Here is a 22,374-nt window from a genome sequence, read left to right on the forward strand (position 1 = left end):
GAAGATGTCCATGACCACGGCAGCCTTGCGCTTCGCGGTCCATCGTTTGATGGAGTTGTCGTCGCTCATCCTGTCCTCCTGATGACTGCACTATACCCTGTGCAGCTATGGAGGGGGTCACTTCAAGGCGGCATCCGCGCAGCCGGCTGATCCACTTTATCGATATCCGCGACGACGATTTTTGCGCCGAGGCCTGGGGCCAGCGCTTCGATGACATGCTGGGCAAGCTGCACCTGCGCGACGCCACAGGTCGCTGGTTCATCGGCATGGATGCCACTCGCGCATTGTACGCGACGCTGGGTCATCGCCGTTGGGTGCAGCTAAGCCGCGTACCCGGTTTGCGTGGACTGCTGGACATCGGCTATCTGGGCTTCGCCCGACTGCGCCCCTGGCTAACAGGGACTCAAAGGAAGCGATAAGGCAGGTCGACACCGCCAAGGGCCCTGGCAGCTTGCGCCAGGGACTTGTTCGGTGAACGTGGGTACATCAGTGGCAAGGCAGAGACGGCGAGACTGCCGTCGAGAGGGTTCCAGCACCAGGGTGGTGTGGAACGATGTCACTCAAAACACCAGGGGCATACGTGAGGCCAGCGGTTCGGCATAGTGGGCCTCGCGACCGATCACCTCGTCGTGGGCCACGTGCTGGACCAGATAGGCGCGGTGGATACCGGCACGCTTGAGCTCCAGGTAGACGTCGTCCAGCGAGCGGAACAGCACCGGCTTGCCGCGGCGGCAGAGCATCTTGCGGGCACCTTCCACGTCTTCCAGTTCGACCTGGTAAAAACGGCTGCCGGCATGGCCGATCACGCGAATCTCGAAGTTGTCGTGGCGGCCGACAAAGGCCTTGAGATCATTAATTTCCATCGTATCTTTCGCCTCTTTTCATCCTGTCGCGACGGGGGTCCTGTGGCCCCCGCCCTCCTTATGTGACGACACTACGGCGACGAGCGTGCCGATGATATTTCGGCAGACCATGACACTCGTTTCATTTCCCTGTGCCGCGCATGTGACTCTCTGATCATGGCACAGCCTGGGCCCTTCGGGTGACATTCCCGTGACGGTGTGAAGAATTTCTCTGATCTGGATACATATTGGCCGTTTCGCGCGCACAGCGGGTTAAACGACCTCCATGATCGCGGCGGAGAAAAAGGGGTCTTCAGCGGCAGGCAGCGCCTTTGCGGGAGGAAGTGGAGGGCTTGAAGGAGACAGCGACGGCGTCCCCGGGAGGGGGTGCTGAAGGAGGAAAAACGAAGGCCCGCGACACGAATGCTCGCGGGCGACGGATCCGGCGGTGAGACTACTGGTAGTCGGAGGGATCGATGGCCTTGCCGAGGGAGTTGCGGTCGACCCAATTGCCGGCCTTGGTTTCCTTGTAGCGAAACACCACCTTGTCGCCGATCTGCACCGGCAGCTCGGAGTCTTCTGTCTGGTAGCTGTAGTCCACGCCGTCCACTACCAGGTGATAGCGATACAGATCGGGCATGCCGAGCCATTCCTTGAACGGGCCTTCCCGTTCCACCGAGGTCAATTCGCCACGGGCTTCCAGCTTGGGCGCGCGACGGCGATTGCCGCGTCGAAATCCGCCTGCCATGTCAGGTCTCCTTCACTGTGTCTGTCGAAATCGCAAGGGGCGGCATTATACGAGCCCGTCGGTCAGGCTCAAGCACGTTTATTCGCCGAAGGTATCACCGTAGCTGTCCGGCGCCAGATCCTCGAAGCGGGTGTACTTGCCGATAAAGGCCATGTGCACCGTCCCGATGGGGCCATTACGCTGCTTGCCGATGATGAATTCGGCGAGTCCCTTGTTGTCGGGATTATCCGGGTTGTAGACCTCATCACGATAGACGAAACCGATCAGGTCGGCGTCCTGCTCGATGGCCCCGGATTCACGCAGGTCCGACATCACCGGACGCTTGTTGGGGCGCTGCTCCAGCGAGCGGTTGAGCTGCGACAGCGCAATCACCGGGCAGCCGAACTCCTTGGCAAGCCCCTTGAGCGAGCGCGAGATCTCCGAAATCTCGCCGGTACGGTTGTCACCGAACCCCGGCACCTGCATCAACTGCAGGTAGTCGATCATGATCATCGCCAGGTTGCCGTGCTCGCGCACCACGCGACGCACCCGTGAGCGCATCTCGTTGGGCGACAGCGCAGCGGTGTCATCGATGAACAGTTGCTTGTCCTTGAGCAGGTTGACCGCCGAGGTCAACCTCGGCCAGTCCTCGTCCTCGAGCTGACCGGAGCGCACTCGGGTCTGGTCGATACGCCCGAGTGACGACAGCATGCGCAGCATGATCGAGTCCGCCGGCATCTCCATGGAGAACACCATCACCGGCTTGTCGCTGGACACCACCGCGTGCTCCACCAGGTTCATGGCGAAGGTGGTCTTGCCCATGGACGGGCGGCCGGCGACGATCACCAGGTCGGAGGGCTGCAGCCCGGAGGTCATGTCATCGAGATCGCGAAAGCCGGTCGACAGGCCGGTCATCTCGCCTTTCATGTTGAACAGCTCGTCGATGCGATCGACGGCCTTGGTCAGCAGCTCGCTCATGCCGATGGGGCCGCCGGCCTTGGGGCGGTCCTCGCTGATCTGGAACACCAGCCGCTCGGCCTCGTTGACCAGCTCATCGGCAGGACGCCCATTGGGGCTGAAGGCGCCGTCGGCGATCTGGTTGGCCGCCTGGATCAGCTTTCTCAGGGTGGCGCGTTCGCGCACGATGTCGCCATAGGCGCGGATATTGCTGGCCGAGGGAGTGTTGCGGGCCAGCTCCGCCAGGTAGGCGAGCCCGCCCACGGTGTCGAGCTGGTCGCGCCCCTCCAGAGCCTCGGACAGGGTCACCACGTCCAGCGGACGGCTCGACTCGGCCAGCGCCACCATGGCGTTGAACACCAGGCGATGCTCGTAGCGATAGAAGTCGTCGGCCACCAGCCGGTCGGCGATATTGTCCCAGGCCTGATTGTCGAGCATCAGGCCACCCAGCACCGACTGCTCGGCCTCCACCGAGTGCGGCGGAACCTTCAGCGCCGCGGCTTCACGATCGATGGTTTGGACGTCACTCATGCGCTTGTCTCTTCGCTGTTGTTCACGGCGCCATGCCACTGGATCCAGGCTGTGTCCGAAAAGTCGACGAGCGCAGCCACTCTCCAGACAAGCCTTAGTCTACCCGAAGCCGGGTCCGTCGCACGATCACCCGTGCGGGCGATCGCGAGCCACAAAAAAGGGCGCGGGATGTGACTCCCGCGCCCTTGCCACTGCCGTGGGAGACGACCTTACTCGGCCACCACCACCACGCGCACGGTGGCGTCGACGTCGGCATGCAGGTGCAGCACGATGTCGTATTCGCCGGTCTGGCGGATCGGGCCTTCCGGCATGCGGACTTCGCTCTTGGCGACGTCGATACCGGCGCTGGAGATCGCCTCGGCCAGGTCACGCGGACCGATGGAACCGAACAGCTTGCCTTCGTCGCCAGACTTGGCGACCAGAGACAGCTCGATGTCGTTGAGCTGCTCGGCGCGAGCTTCGGCTTCGGCCTTGCGCTCGGCGGCCTGAGCTTCGAGCTCGGCACGCTGGGCTTCAAAGGCAGCGATGTTGTCCTTGGTGGCCGGCACGGCGAGACCGTAGGGCACCAGGTAGTTGCGGCCGTAACCAGGCTTGACGGTGACCTTGTCACCGAGACCGCCCAGCTTGCCAATGTTGTCGAGCAGAATGACTTCCATCTCGTAAACCTCTATGTCAGTTGTTGTGACCCAGACGCCCGCGGAAGTCCGCGAAGGTATCGATCAGGGCCACAACCAGCACGATGAGAATCATGGGCCAGGTGGTGATCAGCAGCAGATAGAACGCGACCAGCCACAACCCGTTCATTCCCTTACGTCCAACTACACCATGTGTCAGGCCGATGCCGGCCATCAGCAGCGGAATCCAGGCCAGCATGCCGATCCCGGGGAGACCCAGCAGGGTGCCGGCGATCACCAGCACCACCAACAGGATCAGCTCCCTCGGGGTGAGCCGCAGGGCGTGGAACTCTTCCCGGAAACCTCCCGGGTTGTAGAGCCCCGCCTGCCAGCTGCGTGCCAGGGCCAGACAGGCCACCGCAGCGAGCATCACCACCAGACCGGTGACACCGCTGATGACCAGCTCGGCCAGCCGACTGGCGTCGAGCCCCTGGGCAGCCAGCTCGTCGAGCATGGCCGCCACCTCGGAGGAACTCTGGCGCAGCTGCTCCAGCATCAGGGCGGTGTCTGCCTTGGGCAGGAACACCCCCAACTGGATCATCGCAGCGCCGGCCAGCGACCCCAGGATCAGCGCCTCGCCCCAGCGCATGCGGGAGCGCAGCACGATGGCCATCAACAGCGCCAGCAGGGTGGTCGCCAGAGGGATCGGATCTCCCTGGGTCCACCACCAGCCTGCCGGCACCGCCGCAGCGGCGATCACCGGCATCGCCGGTGCCATGCCCTTGCGCAAGGTCACCAGAGCGGCAATCGCCGCCCCGAACCAGAACAGCCAGGGCACCGCAGACGCCACCAGCGCGACCAGAGTCGCCTGGGGCATGCCTTTCATCGACCATCGGGCGACGGGCAGCATCGGCGACGACTTACTGGTGGCTGTCGGTGTAAGGCAGCAGGGCCAGGTAGCGTGCGCGCTTGATCGCGGTGGACAGCTGGCGCTGGTAACGGGCCTTGGTACCGGTGATGCGGCTGGGAACGATCTTGCCGGTCTCGGTGATGTAGGCCTTGAGCGTGTCCAGATCCTTGTAGTCGATCTGCTTCACGCCTTCAGCGGTGAAACGGCAAAACTTGCGGCGACGGAAAAAGCGTGCCATGGAAAGACTCCTTATACGTGCGTTGCAGAGCTAGTGATGCGCGGCTCAGGCGGATTCAGCGGTGCGCGGCTTTTCTTCGCGACGGGCACGCTTCTCTTCCACCGGCTTCATCATCGGAGACGCTTCGGTGATGGCTTCCTTGCAGCGCACCACCAGGCTGCGAATGATGGCGTCGTTGAAACGGAAGATGTTCTCGATTTCCTCGAGGGTCTCGCCGCTGCACTCGACGTTCATCAGCACGTAGTGAGCCTTGTGGATCTTGTTGATCGGGTAGGCCAGGTGACGGCGGCCCCAATCCTCGAGACGGTGAACAGTACCGGCGTTCTCGGTGACGATGCTGGTGTAGCGCTCGACCATGGCCGGAACCTGCTCACTCTGGTCCGGGTGGACCATGAAGACGATCTCGTAGTGACGCATGGATTCTCCTTTCGGTTTGGCAGCTTCCGCAGGGGCCTGAGTCGTCTCGGCGCCGGGGGAAGCAAGGAGTGAATAACAATTAGCCTGTCCCGCGCAGAACGCACGGGCGCACAGATTCTACGGAGTTGTGATCAGGGTTGCAAGCCGATGCTGGGGCGACACCGTCACCCGCGGGCCTTGAGCTCGCGCTGGCGCACCACCTCGAACAGACAGACGCCGGTGGCCACCGACACATTGAGACTCGAGACGGTGCCCGCCATGGGCAGCTTGACCAGGTTGTCGCAGGCCTCCCGGGTCAACCGACGCATGCCCTTGCCCTCGGCCCCCATCACCAGCGCCATGGGCCCGGTGAAGTCGGCAGCGAAGACGCTGGCGTCGGCCTCGCCGGCGGTACCGGTGATCCACACTCCTTCTTCCTTCAGTCGCGCCATGGCGCGGGCCAGGTTGGTCACCTGATACACCGGCACGCTCTCGGCGGCACCGCAGGCCACCTTGCGCACGGTGGCGTTGAGCGGTGCCGACTTGTCCTTGGGCACGATCACGCCGTGCACCCCGGCGGCATCGGCACTGCGTAGACAGGCGCCGAAGTTGTGAACGTCGGTGACACCATCGAGGATCAGCAGCAGCGGCGGCGTCTCCAGCGGCCAGGCCTTGAGCTTGTGCCACAGGGACTCCTCGCCCTCCGGAGCCAGTGGCGGACAGAACGCCACGATACCCTGATGGGAGGCACCCTGGGAAAGGCCGTCGAGCTCTTCACGGAGCACGCTCCTGAGCCTGGCGCCGCGACTGCGCGCGGTATCGACCAGCTCACTGAGACGACGCCCGGCGTCGCCCTCCTGCACCCACAGTTCCTTGGGTGATTCGCCACGCTCCAGCAGCGCCCGGACGGCGTGGACGCCGAACACACTGTCGAGGCCGTTCGGCACTGCCGGACCATGCTGACCACGTCCCTTGCCACGCGCCTGAGTACGCGCCTGGTCATGCGTCTGGGACTGGCTCTGGCCGTGGCGACGGCGTCTGGAATCATGCTTGGCCACGGGCGGCCTCCTGGTCAATCTTCACGCGGGTGTTCATCCCTTGTTGCCACGCCGCGGACCGCGGCGCCGACGTCCGCCCTTCTTCTTCGGGGCATCCTGTTCGCCGACCCCGGAAGGGCCGTCGGCACGGCGCTTGGTGTCGCCCTGGGCCGTCCTGCCGCCGCGCCCCTTGCCCTGGCCTTTGCCCTGACTCTGGGTGCCTGCGTCGCGACGCTTGCGCGGTGCCCGACGAGGGCGCGGCTTGTCGTCGGCCATCTCGAAGTCGATCTTGCGCTCGTCGAGGTCGACCCGAGCCACCTGAACGGTGACCCCATCGCCCAGGCGATAGCTGGTGCCGGTACGCTCGCCCTTGAGACGATGCTTCTCGGGCTCGTAGTGGTAGTAGTCCGACGGCAAGGAGGTGACGTGGACCAGTCCCTCGACATAGAACTCGTCGAGGCGCACGAAGATACCGAACTGGGTAACCGAGGCGATGGTACCGTCGTAGACCTCGCCGAGTTTGTCGGACATGAACTCGCACTTGAGCCAGCCCTCGACGTCACGGGTGGCGTCGTCGGCACGACGCTCGGTCATCGAGCAGTGCTCGCCAAGTTCGAGCATCTGCTCGAAGGTATAGGGACACCACTTGGTCGGCGGCTCCACCGGCGCGCCCTCGGCGCGCAGCACGGTGTTGGTCTGGCGCGGTCCGCGGATCACCGAACGAATGGCGCGGTGCACCAGCAGATCGGGATAGCGACGAATCGGCGAGGTAAAGTGGGCGTAGGCCGGGTAGGCCAGGCCAAAGTGGCCCTCGTTGTGGGGCGAATACACCGCCTGACTCATCGAGCGCAGCATCACCGTCTGAATGATGTCGGCATCGTCGCGACCCTTGATCGCCTCGGCCAGGTCACGGTAGTCCTGGGGCGTCGGTTCATCACCACCGCCGAGTGACATGCCGATCTCGTTGAGGAACAGCCGCAGCTTGTCCAGGCGCTCCGGCGACGGACGCTCGTGGATACGGTACAGCGCCGGCAGGTCGTGCTTGTCGAGGAAGCGCGCGGTGGCAACGTTGGCCGCCAGCATGCACTCCTCGATGATCTTGTGGGCGTCGTTGCGTGAGCGCGGCACGATCTTCTCGATCTTGCGCTCGTCGTTGAAGACGATGGCGGTCTCGGTGGTCTCGAAGTCGATGGCACCCCGTTCGGTGCGCGCTTCTCGCAGCAACTGGTAGAGGCTGTGCAGGTTCTTCAGCGACGGCACCAGCGACTTGTACTCCTGGCGCAGGGCCTCGCCTTCCTCCCCCTCGTCCTGAAGGATCGCCGCCACCTTGTTGTAGGTCAGCCGGGCATGGGAACGGAACACCGCCTCGTAGAAGCGATAACGGCTGATGGCTCCGGTCTTGGAGATGTTGAGCTCGCACACCAGCGCCAGACGATCGACGTCCGGGTTCAGCGAGCACAGTCCATTGGACAGCAGCTCCGGCAGCATCGGCACTACTTGCCCCGGGAAGTACACCGAGTTGCCGCGGGCGATGGCCTCCTGATCGAGCGGGCTGCCGGGACGCACGTAGTGCGACACGTCGGCGATGGCGACAAGGAGCTTCCAGCTGCCCGAACGCGTCTTGTAGGCACACACCGCGTCGTCGAAGTCCTTGGCGGTCTCGTCATCGATGGTGACCAGCGGCTTGTCACGCAGGTCGATGCGGTGGAGCTTGTCCTCCTCGGCGACCTCGGCGGACATGCTGGCGATCTGATCGGTGACATCCGGCGGAAACTCGGACGGGATCTCGTAGCTTCTCAGCGCGATGTCGATCTCCATACCGGGATCCATACGCTCTCCCAGCACCTCGATGACCTCACCCACCGGCTGCACCCGGGTCTCGGGCTGCTTGACGATGCGTGCCGAGATGACCTGGCCGTCCTGGGCGCCACCACAGGCGCTGTGCGGGATGATCACCTCCTGGGTGATCCGATTGTTCTCGGGGATCAGTACCCCGAACTCGGGAGTATTCTCGCGATACACACCGACGATGGTCTGGGTGTTGCGCGCGATGACGTCCACCACCGTGGCCTCGTCACGGCCCCTGCGATCGCGTCCGCTGATACGCACCAGCACGTGGTCACCGTGAAACACCCGGCGCATCTGTCGCGGGGGGATCACCAGATCAGGCTTCTTGCCGTCGTCGCGCAATAGAAAGCCGAAACCGTCCCGATGCCCCAGCACCTTGCCCTTGATCAGATCGAGCTTATCGATCAGCGCATAGGCGTTGCGACGGTTGCGCAGCACCTGGCCGTCCCGCTCCATGGCGGACAGGCGGCGACGCACCGCCTCGCGCAGGTCCTCGTCATCGAGACCCAGCTGATCGCTCATGGCCTCATGGGTCACCGGCGCCCCGATTTCCTCGAGCCGCTTGAGCAGGTATTCGCGGGACGGGGCGGGGTTGTCGTACTTGTGGGCTTCGCGGAGAGCGTGTTCGTCGGCGTCGAGCGTCCAATGGGTCATGCGAAAGGCATCCTTGGCAGGGTCGAGGACGGCAGGTGAGCGCCGACTCCCGGGCGCGAGCGTGCGGTCTTGTCGAAAATTTGTCGTAACATGCGCGCAGTATAGCGCTGGCGCGGCCTTGACCCAACCATAAGCGCCCGTGGATAGACCCGCCGCCCGCCGAGGGCCCATTCAGGCGATGGTCACAACAGCAAAAAAAATCGCGCGATTCCTTATCGAGACGCTTGCATTATCCAAATGATTCGGTAACATACGCGCCACTTGCCCAGATGGCGGAATTGGTAGACGCGCTAGCTTCAGGTGCTAGTGTCCTTATGGACGTGGAGGTTCAAGTCCTCTTCTGGGCACCAACGATCCTTCGGGATCACGACGATGCAAGTCGTCACGCTCTTTGTCAGTCAAGCAGCACGTGTTCGCCCAGGTGGCGAAATTGGTAGACGCGCTAGCTTCAGGTGCTAGTGTCCTTATGGACGTGGAGGTTCAAGTCCTCTCCTGGGCACCATCGACTCGTCAGGGTCGACGAACACGACAGACTGATGCAAGATTGACAAGAGAATCGCATGACATGCCCAGGTGGCGGAATTGGTAGACGCGCTAGCTTCAGGTGCTAGTGTCCTTATGGACGTGGAGGTTCAAGTCCTCTCCTGGGCACCATCGTCATGCAGACAACGGATCCACATCGGATCAACAAGAACCCGCGCCTCGTCGCGGTTTTTTTGTGCCTGAAATCTGCACCGCTCCCGGATATCCCTCTACCTCACCTTCCTCTCGCACTATCCCTCTGCGCCACCCTCCTGACGCAGCAGAACAGCAACAGCCAGCTCCGCCGTCTTTCCGGCACCCGCGAACTCTCTACCTAGTCGAATCGAGAGGGCAACTCGGCCACCTGGGACAATGCCCAGTCGCCGACCCCCGCGACCGACTCCCAGTCGGCTTCCTGGCTCGCCGCCAGCCGCGGCAGGAAATTCAGCCCGGTGCTTGCTTCTACCTCGTCGATGCTGACCAGAAACTGCTTGAGCGACTCGTCGCCACGCACGTCCTGGGGCATCACAAAGGCCACCGCCAGCGGCGTATCCCCCGGCACCACCACGATCTTGTAGAACGCCACCGGCACCTCGACGAAGCCGACGCGATTGAGTAGACGATCGATCTCGATATCGGTGATTCGTGTCTCGGCGTAGATCGGGCCGGTGATCACCTGCAGCCGGCCGAAGCGCGGCAGGAAGTGGTCCATCACCACCTCCTCCAGGCGCTGCCACAGCTGCCGATTGAGCGCGGGCTTCTGCGGCATCATGTTGCTCATCAGAAAGCTGTCGTCCTGGGCGTCCTCTCCCCACACCTTGGCCATGGCGTAGTTTGGAGCCAGATGGCCGCGGTCGTAACCGCTGCCCGAGTAGCTTGAGGTACTGACAGGCCAGAGCGTGCGCCAGTCCTGGCGGAAACCGGGTCGCGGCCCGATCTGTCGATCCCCGCTCTGGCGTAGCTCATAGCTGACCCACAGCGCACCGACGCGGACATCCGACCATCCCAGCAGATAGCCATCGTTACGCATGACGCGGGTGAAGGACAAGACGCCGGGCTCGGCCCACTCGGTTACCCCCATCCAGCTCATGCGATCACGGTAGCCCTGCTCTGTGCTGTGCCACAGAAAGGCACCCGCGGCGACCAGCACCAGCGAGACAAGGAGGTTTCGGGGGCGGGGTATCAGGCGATCGAGTGAAAGGTCCACACGCTTCCTTGATGCAAAGAGTCACGAGATGGCGAAGAGGTGCTGGTCGCCGGCGCGTCGAACGAGCGGCGTTGCGCCGGCCCGGCGCAGTCACCGGGCCGCCGACGCGATCTTGCTACCACCCCAGCGAGAACATGGTCTCCAGGTCGTGACGGGAGTGCACCTGCATGGCATTGAGGGTCTCGGTGTCGGCGATCCCCTCCACCGCGTTCAGGCGACCGGTGACGAGTTCGGCCAGGCTCTCGAAATCACGGGTGCGCGCGATCGCCACCAGGTCGTAGCGACCACAGGTGGAGTACACCTCGCTGATGCCGTCGACCTCGGCGAGGCGCTCCGCCACCGCCTTGACCTGGCCCTTTTCGGCATTGATCAGGATCACTGCATTCTGCATGGTCGCCCTCCTTCGATGTCCGTCTTCGCCTGGCCAACCAAGCCCACGGCACAGACGGCAAGATGTGGTGTGCTCGCGGCGCAGTATATCAGCGCCGGCGCGGCACGGGCAGCACCACCCGACGGGCACCACCTGCGTGGCGGATTGCCGCAGCGGAGTAGCGAGGATTCGCCAAGACTCAAAGGCTTAGCTAATCTGAATGTTCAGCGCCGCCTAGAGCGCACGAGGTCGCCCAGGCTCACCGGGCACACTCGATAACATCGGTCCAGCAGAAAAGGACCCAACCAAGACCGTTCGACTATCGACTTCGATCACTATCGATCGAGCCACAACGAGGAGCCCCACCATGGCCAAGCACAGCCGCCGTGACTTCCTGCGCCACAGTCTGCTGGGCATCGCCGCCCTGCCTCTGGGCGCTGGCGTACTGTCCCGCACCGCCCTGGCCCAGAGCCTGCCGCGCCTGGATACCGACAACGCCCAGGCCAAAGCGCTCGGCTACGTCGAGAACGCCAGCGACGCCAGTGGCAACGCCGCCTACGAAGAGGGAGAGACCTGCGCCAACTGCATGTTCTTCAACGCCGAGACCGAAGGCTGCCAGCTGTTCCCGCAGAACAGCGTGGAGCCGGGCGGGTGGTGCCAGTCCTGGACCGCCAAGCCTTGACGTCTGGCTGACCCAGCGTCGGATCTACCAGGGGTAGGCTGAAAAGAGCTCACCCCTGAGCCACACCAGAACGACAACACCCCGGGCCGATGGCCCGGGGTGTTGTCGATTGCCGCTCTTGCCGAGTCTCAAGCGCCTTCTTCGCTGTCCGGCAGCGGCCACTGATAGCGACGCACCACCTCATCGCCGTCCCAGGACTCCAGCTTGACCGGAAAGCCCCACAGTTGATGCAGATGACGGATCACCGGATAGACACTGCGTGCCAGCGGTCGCCGCTGATCCTGCACGTGGCGCAGCGTCAGCGAACGATCACCACGGATATCCGCCTCATAGACCTGAATATTGGGCTCACGCAGCGACAGCGCATACTGCGTGGACAGCGCCTCGCGCACCCGCCGGTAGCCTCGCTCATCATGGATGGCGCCGACCTCCAGGGTCTCCTCCTGGTCATCGTCGACGATCTGGAACAGCTTCAGATCGCGGATCACCTTGGGCGAGAGAAACTGCTGAATGAAGGACTCGTCCTTGAAGTTGCGCATGGCAAAGTTCAACGTCTCGCGCCAGTCACTGCCGGCGATGTCGGGGAACCACTCGCGGTCCTCGTCATTGGGCGCCTCGCAGATACGCTTCAGGTCGGTGAAGATGGCGAACCCCAGGGCGTAGGGGTTGATGCCGTTGTAGTAGGGGCTATCGAAGGCCGGCTGACTGACCACGGCGGTATGCGACTGCAGGAACTCGAGGATCAGCCCTTCGTCCACCGCGCCCTCGTCGAACAAACGATTCATCAGGGTGTAGTGCCAGAAGGTCGCCCAGCCCTCGTTCATCACCTGGGTCTGGCGCTGGGGGTAGAAGTACTGGGCCAGCTTGCGCACGATACGCACCACCTCGCGTTGCCAGGGCGCCAGCAGCGGAGCGTTCTTCTCGATGAAGTACAGCAGGTTTTCCTGGGGCTCCGGCGGATAACGCCCGCCACCTCGCAGCCCCAGCGGATCGTCCTCGGACGCCATGGGCTCTGCGATGCTGCCCACATCACCGGTCGGAATGGTGCGCCACAGGGTGTTGACCTGGGTCTGCAGGTAGTCTTCGCGTTCCTGCTGACGGCGAGCCTCCTCTTCGGGAGATACCGGGGACGGACGCTTGTAGCGGTCGACGCCATAATTCTGCAGGGCGTGACAGGCGTCGAGCAGCTGCTCCACCGCCTGAACACCGTGGCGCTCTTCGCACTGGCTGATGTACTTGCGGGCGAACACCAGGTAGTCGACGATCGAGGAGGCGTCGGTCCAGGTCCGAAACAGATAGTTGCCCTTGAAGAAGGAGTTGTGGCCATAGCAGGCGTGCGCCATGACCAGCACCTGCATCATCAGGGTGTTCTCTTCCATCAGGTAGGCGATGCAGGGATCTGAATTGATCACCAGTTCGTAGGCCAGCCCCATCTGACCACGCCGATAGGCCTGCTCCACCGCCAGGAACTGCTTGCCGAAGGACCAGTGGTGATAGCCCACCGGCATGCCGACGCTGGCGTAGGCGTCCATCATCTGCTCGGTGGTGATGATCTCGATCTGGTTGGGGTAGGTATCGAGCCGGTACTCGTCTGCCAGTCGCGCGATCTCGGCCTCGAACTCGGTGAGATCGTCAAAGCTCCAGTCGGAGCCGGTGGCGATGGGCTTGGCGTGGCGCTTGGTCAAGGTGGTCATGGAGCTCCCCTCCTCTCCGGGGCTCTATTATCGCCCGGAGTTGCGTAGCGCTTGTTCAGGGGCCGCAAGGCCCCGGCCTGCTGTCGAGTCGACCTAGGGGTCAACTCTCGGCGCGACGCTTGAACAAGGCACGGAACACCGGATAGATATCCCCCGGCTCGACGATCTGACGCATGGCGAAACGGTCAGGATAGGCCGCCTCCACCCGCTCGTACTCTTCCCACAGGGCCTGGTGGGCGTGGGGCGTGATCTCCACGTAGGTGAAGTACTGCAGGCGCCCCATCAGTGACTTGGTCAGGAGCTCACGACAGTTCACCGAATCATCGTCCCAGTTGTCGCCATCCGAGGCCTGGGCCACGTACAGATTCCACTGCCCCGGCGGATAGCGCTTGTCGATGATCTCGTCGACCAGGGTCAAGGCGCTGGAGACGATGGTGCCGCCGGTCTCGCGGGAGTAGAAGAACTCCTCCTCGTCGACCTCCTTGGCGGCGGTATGATGCCTGACGAAGACCAGCTCGACCCGCTCGTAGCTGCGCTCGAGAAACAGGTACAGCAGCAGGAAGAAGCGCTTGGCGATGTCCTTGTGGGCCTGGGTCATCGACCCGGAGACGTCCATCACGCAGAACATCACCGCCTTGCTCGATGGCTGGGGCTGGTTGATCAGGTGGTTGTAGCGAAGATCGTAGGTGTCGATGAAGGGCACCGCCTCCAGGCGCCGCTCCAGGCGCTCGATCTCGTCCTTGAGCTCCTGGATGCGAGCGGGGTTTCGGAGCACCGGATCCTTGCGCTCCTCGACCTCCAGTGCCTCCTGAGCCTCGCGCAGGGCCCGACGAATGGGCGCCCGCATAGCGATACGTCGGGCCTGGGCCTCGCGCATGGAGCGCACGATGTTGATCCTCGCCGGCACCCCGTCCCGGGACACCCCGGCGCGCACCGGCCGCACCTCCTCGACGTCGACCAGCGGCTTGCGCTCCAGGTGGGGCAACTCCAGGCCGTCGAAGACAAACTCGAGAAATTCCTCCCGCGTCAGGGTGAAGGCGAACTCGTCCATGCCCTCACCCTGATTGGAAGCGCCGCCTTCGCCGCTGCCATCGCCACCACCGCCGCCACCGTCCGGACGGCGCAGGCGATCCCCTTCCTGAAATTCGCGATTGCCCGGCGCGACGATGGAGCGACGCCCCCCGCTGCCGTGCTGGAATACCGGCTCGGAGATATCACGGCTCGGGATCGAGACCTTCTCGCCGCGCTCCATGTCGGTGATGGAACGGCGATTCACCGCCTCCTCCACGGAGCGCTTGATATGGGTCCGATAACGGTCAAGAAAGCGCTGGCGGTTGACCGCGCTCTTGTTCTTGGCGTTGGCTCGGCGATCGATGAAGTAGGTCATGGGACCTCCTGGGCGCAGTCGACAAGGGTGGCAGGCACCGGGACGCTCCCGGTGCCTTCACGGCTACTGCGACTTGCGCACCCTCAGGTACCACTCCGACAGCAGGCGCACCTGCTTCTCGGTGTAGCCTCGATCCTTCATCCGCGCCACGAAGTCCTCGTGTTTCTTGATGTCGGCAGAGGATGCCTTGGCGTTGAAGGAAATCACCGGCAGCAGCTCCTCGGTGTTGGCGAACATCTTGTGCTCGATCACACCACGCAGCTTCTCGTAGGACTGCCAGCCCGGATTCATGCCGTTGTTCTGGGCACGCGCCCTGAGCACGAAGTTGACCACCTCGTGGCGGAAGTCCTTGGGATTGGAGATGCCCGCCGGCTTCTCGATCTTTTCCAGCTCGTCATTGAGCGACTGGCGATCGAACAGCTCGCCAGTCTCAGGATCCCGATACTCCTGATCCTGGATCCAGAAGTCGGCGTAGGTGACGTAGCGGTCGAAGATGTTCTGACCGTACTCGGAGTAGGACTCCAGGTAGGCGGTCTGGATCTCCTTGCCGATGAAGTCGACGTAGCGCGGCGCCAGGTACTCCTTGATGTAGCGCAGGTAACGCTCGAAGGTCTCCTTGGGCAATTGCTCCTGCTCCAGACGCTGCTCCAGCACGTACAGCAGGTGCACCGGGTTGGCCGCCACCTCATGGTTGTCGAAGTTGAATACCTTCGACAGGATCTTGAAGGCGAAGCGTGTGGACAACCCGTCCATGCCCTCGTCCACCCCGGCGCTGTCGCGATACTCCTGAATCGACTTGGCCTTGGGATCGGTGTCCTTCAGGTTCTCGCCGTCATAGACCCGCATCTTGGAGTAGACGCTTGAGTTCTCCGGCTCCTTGAGCCGCGACAGCACCGAGAACTGGGCCAGCATGCGCAGGGTATCCGGCGCGCAGGGAGCCTGGTTGAGCGAGGAGTGCTCGAGCAGCTTCTTGTAGATGTTGATCTCTTCGGAGACCCGCAGGCAGTAAGGCACCTTGACGATGTAGACCCGGTCGAGGAAGGCCTCGTTGTTGCGATTGTTGCGGAACGCCTGCCACTCGCTCTCGTTGGAGTGGGCCAGCACGACGCCATCGAAGGGGATCGCGCCCATGCCCTCGGTGGGGTTGTAGTTGCCTTCCTGGGTGGCGGTCAGCAGCGGATGCAGCACCTTGATCGGCGCCTTGAACATCTCGACGAACTCCATCAGACCCTGGTTGGCCCGACACAGGCCACCGGAGAAGCTGTAGGCGTCCGGGTCATCCTGGGAATAAAGCTCGAGCTGGCGGATGTCCACCTTGCCCACCAGCGAGGAGATGTCCTGGTTGTTCTCGTCGCCAGGCTCGGTCTTGGAGATGGCGATCTGATTGAGACGTGAGGGATACAGCCGCACCACCCGGAACTGGGAGATGTCACCACCGGACTCCTTGAGTCGCTTGGCTGCCCAGGGGGACATCACGCTGCGCAGGTGGCGACCGGGAATACCGTACTCCTTCTCGAGCAGCTCGCCGTCTTCTTCGGGCGAGAACAGGCCAAGCGGGGACTCGTGCACCGGAGAACCCTTGATGGCGTAGAACGGCACTTTTTCCATCAACAGCTTGAGCCGCTCGGCCAGAGACGACTTGCCGCCACCCACCGGCCCCAGCAGGTAGAGAATCTGCTTTTTCTCTTCCAGGCCCTGAGCGGCGTGGCGGAAGTAGGCCACGATCTGCTCGATGGCCTCCTCCATGCCGTGGAATTCACTGAACGCCGGGTAGCGGCGTATCACCTTGTTGGAAAAGATCCGCGCCAGCCTCGGGTCCTTGGCGGTGTCGATCACCTCGGGTTCACCGATGGCCTCCAGCATGCGTTCGGCCGCACTGGCGTAGGCGGAAGGGTCTTGACGGCAGAGTTCCAGATATTCCTGCAGGGACATTTCTTCCTGCTGGACGCGAGCGAAGCGGTTCTGCACGTGGTCGAAGATGCTCATCGATGCCTCCTGTGATGCCCGGGACTCGATCTGGACGACGTCACCCACCCTTGCCTGCCATCGCCCTTGTCGAGGGGGTACTCTCAGCGTAGAACAGCATTAGCCAATGACGATGCTCGAGTCTTCAACGCTGAACGTCCTTACCTATAAGAACTCATGCCAGCAGAAGCGTTTCATTGTCCAGACGTAATTCGACCTAAGAGGGTCAAGAGGCACCAAAGCCGAGGTAGCCGACGGCCGGGAAGCCAGCGCCGGACGCCACCTGCCCGGTCCTCATGAGGCACGACAACGCACCTCCTGAGGATTACCGAATCTGCATATTTTATTGTCGACAATCCTACAGCGACGCCGCCAGACGCACGCCCTGATCGATGGCGCGCTTGGCGTCCAGCTCCGCTGCCTTGTCCGCCCCACCGATGATCGACACCCGAACGCCGGCGGCCTCAAGTGGCGCTACCAGCTCACGCACCGACTCCTGCCCGGCACACACCACCACACTGTCCACGGCCAGGGTGCGCTCCTCGCCGTCAACGCTCAGATGCAGGCCCTGGTCGTCGATACGCTGATACTCGCAGCCGGGTATCGCCTGGACGCCCCGATGGCGCAGCGAGGCCCGATGCACCCAGCCAGAGGTAGTGCCGAGCCCCTTGCCGGGTTTGGAGCTCTTGCGCTGCAGCAGAAAGACCTCCCGCGGTGACTCGGGACGCTGTGCGGGCTTGAGCCCTCCCGGCGCGCTCACGGCGAGATCCACGCCCCACTCGTCACACCACTCGGCCAGGGGGTCGTCACCCGGGGCGACGTGGGTCAGTAGCTCCGCCACGTCGAAGCCGATACCGCCGGCGCCGATGATGGCGACCCGCCGCCCGACCCGCCCAGGTGACTCGATTGCCTCGGCGTAGCTCAGCACACTGGCATGATCGGCACCGGGCAACTGAAGCTGGCGGGGACGGACGCCGGTGGCCAGCACCACGTGATCGAAGCCCTCGAGGTCGGCCAGCGTTGCCTCACAGGACAGCCTGACGTCGACACCGGTCTTGTCGAGCATGACCCGGAAGTAGCGCAGCGTCTCGTCGAACTCCTCCTTGCCAGGTATCCGACGGGCAAAGTTGAACTGTCCCCCCAGACTGGCCTGGCGCTCGAACAGGGTGACCCTGTGGCCCCGCTCGGCGGCACTGACGGCGGTAGCGAGTCCGGCAGGACCGCCCCCTACCACCGCCACCGTCTGCGGCGTGGCGGCCGCCTCCAGCGACAGCTCGGTCTCATGACAGGCGCGAGGGTTGACCAGGCACGAGGTCAGCTTGCCCTGGAAGGTGTGGTCGAGGCAGGCCTGGTTGCAGGCGATGCAGGTGTTGATCTCGTCTGCCCTGTCGCCGCGAGCCTTGGCCACCCAGGCGGGGTCGGCCAGCAGAGGCCGAGCCATGGAGACCATGTCGGCGTGGCCCTCGGCGAGCACCCGCTCGGCCACCTCGGGCATGTTGATGCGGTTGGTGGTGATCAGCGGAATTGTCACCGCCTGGCGCATGCGCCGGGACACCTCGGTAAAGGCCGCCCGCGGCACACTGGTGACGATGGTCGGCACCCTGGCCTCGTGCCAGCCGATGCCGGTGTTGATCACGTCGGCACCGGCGGCTTCCACCGCCCGCCCCAGGGCGATGACCTCGTCATGGGTGCTGCCGTCCTCCACCAGGTCGATCATCGACAGCCGGTAGATCAGCAGAAAGCGATCCCCCACCGCCGCGCGTACCCGGCGCAAAATCTCCAGCGCAAAGCGACAGCGATTGTCGAAGTCGCCGCCCCAGCGATCCTGGCGCTGATTGGTGCGCCGACAGATGAACTGATTGATCAGGTAGCCCTCGGAGCCCATGATCTCGACGCCAGCGTAGCCGGCCTGCTGGGCCAGGCGCGCGCAGCGCACGTAGTCGTCGATCTGCCGCTCCACATCCTCGTCAGTAAGCTCACGCGGGGTAAAGGGGTTGATCGGCGCCTGGATCGCCGACGGCGCCACCAGCTCCGGCGAGTAGGCGTAGCGCCCAGCGTGCAGGATCTGCATGCAGATGCGTCCGCCCTCGGCGTGCACCGCCTCGACGACCTGACGATGTCCCTCGAGCTGGTCCTCGCTGGTCAACTGCGAGGCACCCTGGAAGACGGCGCCTTCGACGTTGGGGGCGATGCCGCCGGTCACAATCAGCGCCACTCCCTCCCGGGCGCGCTCGGCGTAGAAGGCGGCCAGACGCTCGAAGCCGCGCGGTGCTTCTTCCAGGTTGGTATGCATGGAGCCCATCAGCACACGGTTGGGCAGGCTCAGATGGCCCAGGCGCAAGGGAGTGAAGAGCTGGGGATAGGCGGTCACGGGGCGGTCCTTCGCAGCACAGGCTGCGCGTTGTTGTTGGCGGTGTCGGATGGCGCGCTCACACAATTGGCGCCACTCATCGACCAATTTCAAACAACTGTATGATAGCAGTCCACCCTCTGCCACCCCCCACGATGAAAATGCGCGCAAAACGCATCGTCGGGCAAAGGTTTCTTTCCGGCCAGCTCCGGGGATAGCTCTTGAAACAGCTCCTGAAACAGCTACTAAAATGGCCCCTGGAATCGCCCTCCTGGAACAGCTCTCTAGATAGCCCTCCAGGCAACCCTCGTCCACCACCGCTGACCTGACGCACACGAAAAAGGCCCCGCTGCGTAGCAGCGGGGCCTTTCGAAATAAGCGCCGGTAACAGGACCGGACTTTTCCAGCGAACTGGATCGAGTGAAACTGGCGGACCGGACGGGACTCGAACCCGCGACCTCCGGCGTGACAGGCCGGCATTCTAACCAACTGAACTACCGGTCCGCGTGGTGGGTGATACCGGATTCGAACCAGTGACCCCCAGCATGTGAGGCTGGTGCTCTAACCAACTGAGCTAATCACCCACGTTATTTCACACGGTGCGATGTCTCGAGTTTCCTGAAGACGTCGTCTTTGGCTTGTCATCGTGGCGGACCGGACGGGACTCGAACCCGCGACCTCCGGCGTGACAGGCCGGCATTCTAACCAACTGAACTACCGGTCCGCAATGATGACCAATTCGAGAAGAGACGCTGGCGGACCGGACGGGACTCGAACCCGCGACCTCCGGCGTGACAGGCCGGCATTCTAACCAACTGAACTACCGGTCCAGCGCTCTCTACTCTACGTGTCCATCCATCATTTTCATGATGGTGGGTGGTACAGGGTTCGAACCTGTGACCCCCAGCTTGTAAGGCTGGTGCTCTCCCAGCTGAGCTAACCACCCCTGGTCACGTGGCGCTGCATTCTACAGAACATCCGGGGGATGTCAACGCGCTCCACGCATCTTTCTCGTTTTTTTTGTCCCGACTTTTGCCCGTGCATTCATCGACTTGGGCCGAAAGCCAGACGGCGCAAGGGCTGGCGCCACAGCGCCGCGATATCCACCCTTGTAGAAAGAAGCGCTCACGACTTGCCCATGGCGTCCGCGGTAGCGCGCGCCGCCTTAGCCATCAGGTCCTGACGCGACAGTCCACTCAAGCGCCGCGGCGACCAGTCGTGGTCGCCATCCTCGAGCCATTCAAGACGCGCATGCGCCGCCAACTCATAGCCCGCCACCTCGTCGCGAGTGCCGAAAGCGTCCCGGGTACCCTGCAGTACCACCAGAGGGCAAGCCAGCGACGGCCAGTGATCCAGACGCAGGCGCTCGGGCTTGCCCACGGGATGAAAGGGGTAGCCAGCCAGCACCAGCCCCGGCGCACCGTCCTCGGCGGCCAGCAGACTGGCCACCCGACCGCCCATGGACTTGCCGCCGAGCCACAGCGCCCCCGGCACCATCTGCGACAAAACGTCACGCCAGAGGCGCATTTCCTCCACCAGCCGAGCCACCCTGGGCGGCGGCCGCCGACGCCCCGCCGCACGCATCTCGCGCAGATAGGCAAACTCGAATGACAGCGTCTGTACGCCGGCCCTGGCCAGCGCCGCGCGCCATTCAAGCAAAAAGGGTGAATCGTGTCCGGCACCGGCCCCATGCGCCAGCAGCAGCACATTGCGACTGGGTGGCCCTTCCATGATCACCGGCGCCAGGTCGGGCACCTGCCACTCGCCACGGTGCCCGGCGGCGAGTGCCTGGCTGAATTCCTGAGTAAAAGCGTCGGGTAAAACGAGTTGTGACACGGCAAAGTTTCCAAAGTTCACTGCCACCAGAGGCTAAGTTCTTCTCACTGCCAGGCTGGGCTAGAATTCTGAGTGGTTGTTGATCTGCATCATTCTGAGGCAATTGCCGGGCAGGCACTATGGCCGGGGGATCGTCCCCTTTACGCGATCGATGGGAAACTGATCATGAGCACAGCATTTGAACATCCGACCTACAACTACAAGGTGGTCCGGCAGTTCGCGATCATGACGGTGGTGTGGGGCATCGTGGGCATGACCCTCGGTGTGATTCTCGCCGCCCAACTGGTCTGGCCGGAACTCAACCTTGGCTTGCCCTGGACAAGCTTCGGTCGGCTTCGCCCGCTGCATACCAATGCGGTCATCTTCGCCTTCGGCGGCTCCGCCCTGTTCGCGACGTCCTACTACGTCGTCCAGCGCACCTGCCAGGTGAGGCTGATCAGCGACAAGCTGGCCGCCTTTACCTTCTGGGGCTACCAGGCGGTCATCCTGTGCGCGGTCGTCACCCTGCCGCTAGGCCTCACCGAGGTCAAGGAATACGCCGAGCTGGAATGGCCCATCGACATTCTGCTCGCGGTGGTGTGGGTGACCTACGCAGCCGTCTTCCTCGGCACCATCAAGGTCCGCAAGACCTCCCACATCTACGTGGCCAACTGGTTCTTCGCCGCCTTCATCCTGACCGTTGCCGTACTGCACATCGTCAACAGCGCGGCCCTTCCGGTCACCGCCACCTACTCCATCTCCATTTACTCCGGCGCCATCGACGCCATGGTGCAGTGGTGGTACGGCCACAACGCGGTAGGCTTCTTCCTGACCGCCGGCTTCCTCGGCATGATGTATTACTTTGTGCCCAAGCAAGCCGAGCGCCCGGTCTACTCCTACCGCCTGTCCATCGTCCACTTCTGGGCGCTGATCATGGTCTACATGTGGGCCGGCCCCCACCACCTGCACTACACCGCCCTGCCGAACTGGGCGCAGTCGCTGGGCATGGTGATGTCGATCATTCTGCTGGCGCCCTCCTGGGGCGGCATGATCAACGGCATGATGACCCTCTCCGGGGCCTGGCATAAGCTGCGAACCGACCCGACCTTGCGCTTTCTCGTCGTTGCGTTGTCGTTCTACGGCATGTCGACCTTCGAAGGCCCGATGATGGCGGTGAAGACCGTCAACGCCCTGTCCCACTACACCGACTGGACCATCGGTCACGTCCACGCCGGCGCCCTCGGCTGGGTAGCGATGATCACCATCGGCTCGATGTACCACCTGATTCCACGCCTGTTCGGTCACACCGAGATGTACTCCGTCAAGCTGGTGGCGGTGCACTTCTGGCTGGCCACCATCGGCACCGTGCTGTACATCGCCGCGATGTGGGTCAACGGCATCCTGCAGGGCCTGATGTGGCGCGCCATCAACGAAGACGGCACCTTGATGTACACCTTCGTCGAGACCGTCGAGGCCAGCGGCCCCGGCTATATCGTGCGCCTGATCGGTGGCCTTTTCTGGGTGACCGGCATGCTGATCATGGCCGTCAACGTGGCCATGACCGTCAAGGGTTCCGCCAAGCGCGGCGCGCCCCTGCCCCAGACCGCCTGAGTCAACGAAGGACCGAG

Annotated in this window: 19 protein-coding genes and 8 tRNA genes; 6 read left to right on the forward strand and 21 right to left on the reverse strand. The window is 63.4% G+C overall.

Annotation, left to right across the window (positions count from 1 at the left end):
* Positions 1-107 precede the first annotated feature (107 nt).
* Positions 108-419: a DCC1-like thiol-disulfide oxidoreductase family protein gene (locus NH448_RS17435; protein WP_253029122.1), complete on the forward strand. Its 312-nt coding sequence runs from the start codon at positions 108-110 to the stop codon at positions 417-419.
* Between the two features lie 141 nt (positions 420-560).
* Here the strand turns inward: NH448_RS17435 and NH448_RS17440 are convergent, their stop codons facing one another.
* The 9 genes from NH448_RS17440 to rnr form a co-directional block, all read right to left on the reverse strand.
* The gene (locus NH448_RS17440; RefSeq protein ID WP_045992135.1) at positions 561-863 is read right to left on the reverse strand and encodes a DUF6482 family protein; all 303 of its coding nucleotides are present in this window, start codon (positions 861-863) and stop codon (positions 561-563) included.
* A gap of 433 nt (positions 864-1,296) precedes the next feature.
* Positions 1,297-1,590, reverse strand: a complete 294-nt coding sequence (locus NH448_RS17445) for a hypothetical protein (protein WP_045992136.1) — start codon at positions 1,588-1,590, stop codon at positions 1,297-1,299.
* 78 nt (positions 1,591-1,668) lie between these two features.
* On the reverse strand, positions 1,669-3,057 hold the full coding sequence (gene dnaB / locus NH448_RS17450) for a replicative DNA helicase (protein ID WP_045992137.1): 1,389 nt from the start codon (positions 3,055-3,057) through the stop codon (positions 1,669-1,671).
* Positions 3,058-3,266: 209 nt separating this feature from the next.
* Entirely contained in the window at positions 3,267-3,713 is a 447-nt protein-coding gene (rplI, locus tag NH448_RS17455; RefSeq protein ID WP_045992138.1) for a 50S ribosomal protein L9, read from the reverse strand.
* Positions 3,714-3,729: 16 nt separating this feature from the next.
* Positions 3,730-4,581: a hypothetical protein gene (locus NH448_RS17460; RefSeq protein ID WP_045992139.1), complete on the reverse strand. Its 852-nt coding sequence runs from the start codon at positions 4,579-4,581 to the stop codon at positions 3,730-3,732.
* Between the two features lie 10 nt (positions 4,582-4,591).
* Positions 4,592-4,819, reverse strand: a complete 228-nt coding sequence (gene rpsR / locus NH448_RS17465; protein WP_016853668.1) for a 30S ribosomal protein S18 — start codon at positions 4,817-4,819, stop codon at positions 4,592-4,594.
* A 45-nt stretch (positions 4,820-4,864) separates the two neighbouring features.
* Positions 4,865-5,236, reverse strand: coding sequence for a 30S ribosomal protein S6 (gene rpsF / locus NH448_RS17470; RefSeq protein ID WP_045992140.1), 372 nt, complete (start codon positions 5,234-5,236; stop codon positions 4,865-4,867).
* Positions 5,237-5,400: 164 nt separating this feature from the next.
* The gene (gene rlmB, locus NH448_RS17475) at positions 5,401-6,141 is read right to left on the reverse strand and encodes a 23S rRNA (guanosine(2251)-2'-O)-methyltransferase RlmB (RefSeq protein ID WP_204248931.1); all 741 of its coding nucleotides are present in this window, start codon (positions 6,139-6,141) and stop codon (positions 5,401-5,403) included.
* Positions 6,142-6,306: 165 nt separating this feature from the next.
* Positions 6,307-8,754 carry a ribonuclease R gene (gene rnr / locus NH448_RS17480; protein WP_045992141.1) on the reverse strand — a complete coding sequence of 816 codons (2,448 nt, stop codon included), beginning with the start codon at positions 8,752-8,754 and terminating at the stop codon, positions 6,307-6,309.
* Positions 8,755-9,017: 263 nt separating this feature from the next.
* On the opposite strand from rnr, the gene NH448_RS17485 reads away from it, so the two are divergent.
* The 3 genes from NH448_RS17485 (at position 9,018) to NH448_RS17495 (ending at position 9,408) form a co-directional block, all read left to right on the forward strand.
* Positions 9,018-9,104, forward strand: a tRNA-Leu gene (locus tag NH448_RS17485).
* 65 nt (positions 9,105-9,169) lie between these two features.
* Positions 9,170-9,256, forward strand: a tRNA-Leu gene (locus NH448_RS17490).
* Positions 9,257-9,321: 65 nt separating this feature from the next.
* Positions 9,322-9,408, forward strand: a tRNA-Leu gene (locus NH448_RS17495).
* Positions 9,409-9,610: 202 nt separating this feature from the next.
* Here the strand turns inward: NH448_RS17495 and NH448_RS17500 are convergent.
* A complete protein-coding gene (locus NH448_RS17500) occupies positions 9,611-10,483 on the reverse strand; it encodes a DNA/RNA non-specific endonuclease (RefSeq protein WP_045992142.1) in 873 nt (290 codons plus the stop codon).
* A 115-nt stretch (positions 10,484-10,598) separates the two neighbouring features.
* A complete protein-coding gene (locus NH448_RS17505) occupies positions 10,599-10,874 on the reverse strand; it encodes an Lrp/AsnC ligand binding domain-containing protein (RefSeq protein ID WP_045992143.1) in 276 nt (91 codons plus the stop codon).
* Between the two features lie 346 nt (positions 10,875-11,220).
* On the opposite strand from NH448_RS17505, the gene NH448_RS17510 reads away from it, so the two are divergent.
* On the forward strand, positions 11,221-11,535 hold the full coding sequence (locus NH448_RS17510) for a high-potential iron-sulfur protein (RefSeq protein WP_045992144.1): 315 nt from the start codon (positions 11,221-11,223) through the stop codon (positions 11,533-11,535).
* A 128-nt stretch (positions 11,536-11,663) separates the two neighbouring features.
* On the opposite strand, the gene NH448_RS17515 is transcribed toward NH448_RS17510, so the two are convergent.
* The 10 genes from NH448_RS17515 to NH448_RS17560 form a co-directional block, all read right to left on the reverse strand.
* Positions 11,664-13,229: a SpoVR family protein gene (locus NH448_RS17515; protein ID WP_108131324.1), complete on the reverse strand. Its 1,566-nt coding sequence runs from the start codon at positions 13,227-13,229 to the stop codon at positions 11,664-11,666.
* 100 nt (positions 13,230-13,329) lie between these two features.
* The gene (locus NH448_RS17520) at positions 13,330-14,616 is read right to left on the reverse strand and encodes a YeaH/YhbH family protein (RefSeq protein WP_045992146.1); all 1,287 of its coding nucleotides are present in this window, start codon (positions 14,614-14,616) and stop codon (positions 13,330-13,332) included.
* A gap of 63 nt (positions 14,617-14,679) precedes the next feature.
* On the reverse strand, positions 14,680-16,602 hold the full coding sequence (locus NH448_RS17525) for a PrkA family serine protein kinase (RefSeq protein WP_045992147.1): 1,923 nt from the start codon (positions 16,600-16,602) through the stop codon (positions 14,680-14,682).
* A gap of 337 nt (positions 16,603-16,939) precedes the next feature.
* Complete coding sequence (locus NH448_RS17530; RefSeq protein ID WP_253029123.1) at positions 16,940-18,952, reverse strand: NADPH-dependent 2,4-dienoyl-CoA reductase; 2,013 nt, start codon at positions 18,950-18,952, stop codon at positions 16,940-16,942.
* A 406-nt stretch (positions 18,953-19,358) separates the two neighbouring features.
* Positions 19,359-19,435 (reverse strand) — tRNA-Asp (locus tag NH448_RS17535).
* Between the two features lie 3 nt (positions 19,436-19,438).
* A tRNA-Val gene (locus tag NH448_RS17540) sits at positions 19,439-19,515 on the reverse strand.
* A 63-nt stretch (positions 19,516-19,578) separates the two neighbouring features.
* A tRNA-Asp gene (locus NH448_RS17545) sits at positions 19,579-19,655 on the reverse strand.
* A gap of 29 nt (positions 19,656-19,684) precedes the next feature.
* A tRNA-Asp gene (locus NH448_RS17550) sits at positions 19,685-19,761 on the reverse strand.
* Between the two features lie 40 nt (positions 19,762-19,801).
* Positions 19,802-19,877: transfer RNA gene (locus NH448_RS17555), tRNA-Val, on the reverse strand.
* Between the two features lie 179 nt (positions 19,878-20,056).
* Entirely contained in the window at positions 20,057-20,767 is a 711-nt protein-coding gene (locus NH448_RS17560; RefSeq protein ID WP_157033031.1) for an alpha/beta family hydrolase, read from the reverse strand.
* Between the two features lie 165 nt (positions 20,768-20,932).
* On the opposite strand from NH448_RS17560, the gene ccoN reads away from it, so the two are divergent.
* Positions 20,933-22,357, forward strand: coding sequence for a cytochrome-c oxidase, cbb3-type subunit I (gene ccoN, locus NH448_RS17565; RefSeq protein ID WP_045992149.1), 1,425 nt, complete (start codon positions 20,933-20,935; stop codon positions 22,355-22,357).
* Positions 22,358-22,374: the final 17 nt, after the last annotated feature.

It is taken from the genome of Halomonas sp. OfavH-34-E (assembly GCF_024124525.1).
GTDB lineage: Bacteria > Pseudomonadota > Gammaproteobacteria > Pseudomonadales > Halomonadaceae > Halomonas > Halomonas litopenaei.

What these genes read in the sequence shown, in the direction of transcription:
- rplI (WP_045992138.1), bottom strand. Translation starts at nt 3,713, where the DNA reads ATGGAAGTCATTCTGCTCGACAACATTGGCAAGCTGGGCGGTCTCGGT.
- rpsR (WP_016853668.1), bottom strand. Translation starts at nt 4,819, where the DNA reads ATGGCACGCTTTTTCCGTCGCCGCAAGTTTTGCCGTTTCACCGCTGAA.
- dnaB (WP_045992137.1), bottom strand. Translation starts at nt 3,057, where the DNA reads ATGAGTGACGTCCAAACCATCGATCGTGAAGCCGCGGCGCTGAAGGTT.
- NH448_RS17510 (WP_045992144.1), top strand. Translation starts at nt 11,221, where the DNA reads ATGGCCAAGCACAGCCGCCGTGACTTCCTGCGCCACAGTCTGCTGGGC.
- NH448_RS17515 (WP_108131324.1), bottom strand. Translation starts at nt 13,229, where the DNA reads ATGACCACCTTGACCAAGCGCCACGCCAAGCCCATCGCCACCGGCTCC.
- NH448_RS17445 (WP_045992136.1), bottom strand. Translation starts at nt 1,590, where the DNA reads ATGGCAGGCGGATTTCGACGCGGCAATCGCCGTCGCGCGCCCAAGCTG.
- ccoN (WP_045992149.1), top strand. Translation starts at nt 20,933, where the DNA reads ATGAGCACAGCATTTGAACATCCGACCTACAACTACAAGGTGGTCCGG.
- rpsF (WP_045992140.1), bottom strand. Translation starts at nt 5,236, where the DNA reads ATGCGTCACTACGAGATCGTCTTCATGGTCCACCCGGACCAGAGTGAG.
- NH448_RS17505 (WP_045992143.1), bottom strand. Translation starts at nt 10,874, where the DNA reads ATGCAGAATGCAGTGATCCTGATCAATGCCGAAAAGGGCCAGGTCAAG.
- NH448_RS17435 (WP_253029122.1), top strand. Translation starts at nt 108, where the DNA reads ATGGAGGGGGTCACTTCAAGGCGGCATCCGCGCAGCCGGCTGATCCAC.
- NH448_RS17440 (WP_045992135.1), bottom strand. Translation starts at nt 863, where the DNA reads ATGGAAATTAATGATCTCAAGGCCTTTGTCGGCCGCCACGACAACTTC.
- rnr (WP_045992141.1), bottom strand. Translation starts at nt 8,754, where the DNA reads ATGACCCATTGGACGCTCGACGCCGACGAACACGCTCTCCGCGAAGCC.
- NH448_RS17525 (WP_045992147.1), bottom strand. Translation starts at nt 16,602, where the DNA reads ATGAGCATCTTCGACCACGTGCAGAACCGCTTCGCTCGCGTCCAGCAG.
- NH448_RS17520 (WP_045992146.1), bottom strand. Translation starts at nt 14,616, where the DNA reads ATGACCTACTTCATCGATCGCCGAGCCAACGCCAAGAACAAGAGCGCG.
- NH448_RS17460 (WP_045992139.1), bottom strand. Translation starts at nt 4,581, where the DNA reads ATGCTGCCCGTCGCCCGATGGTCGATGAAAGGCATGCCCCAGGCGACT.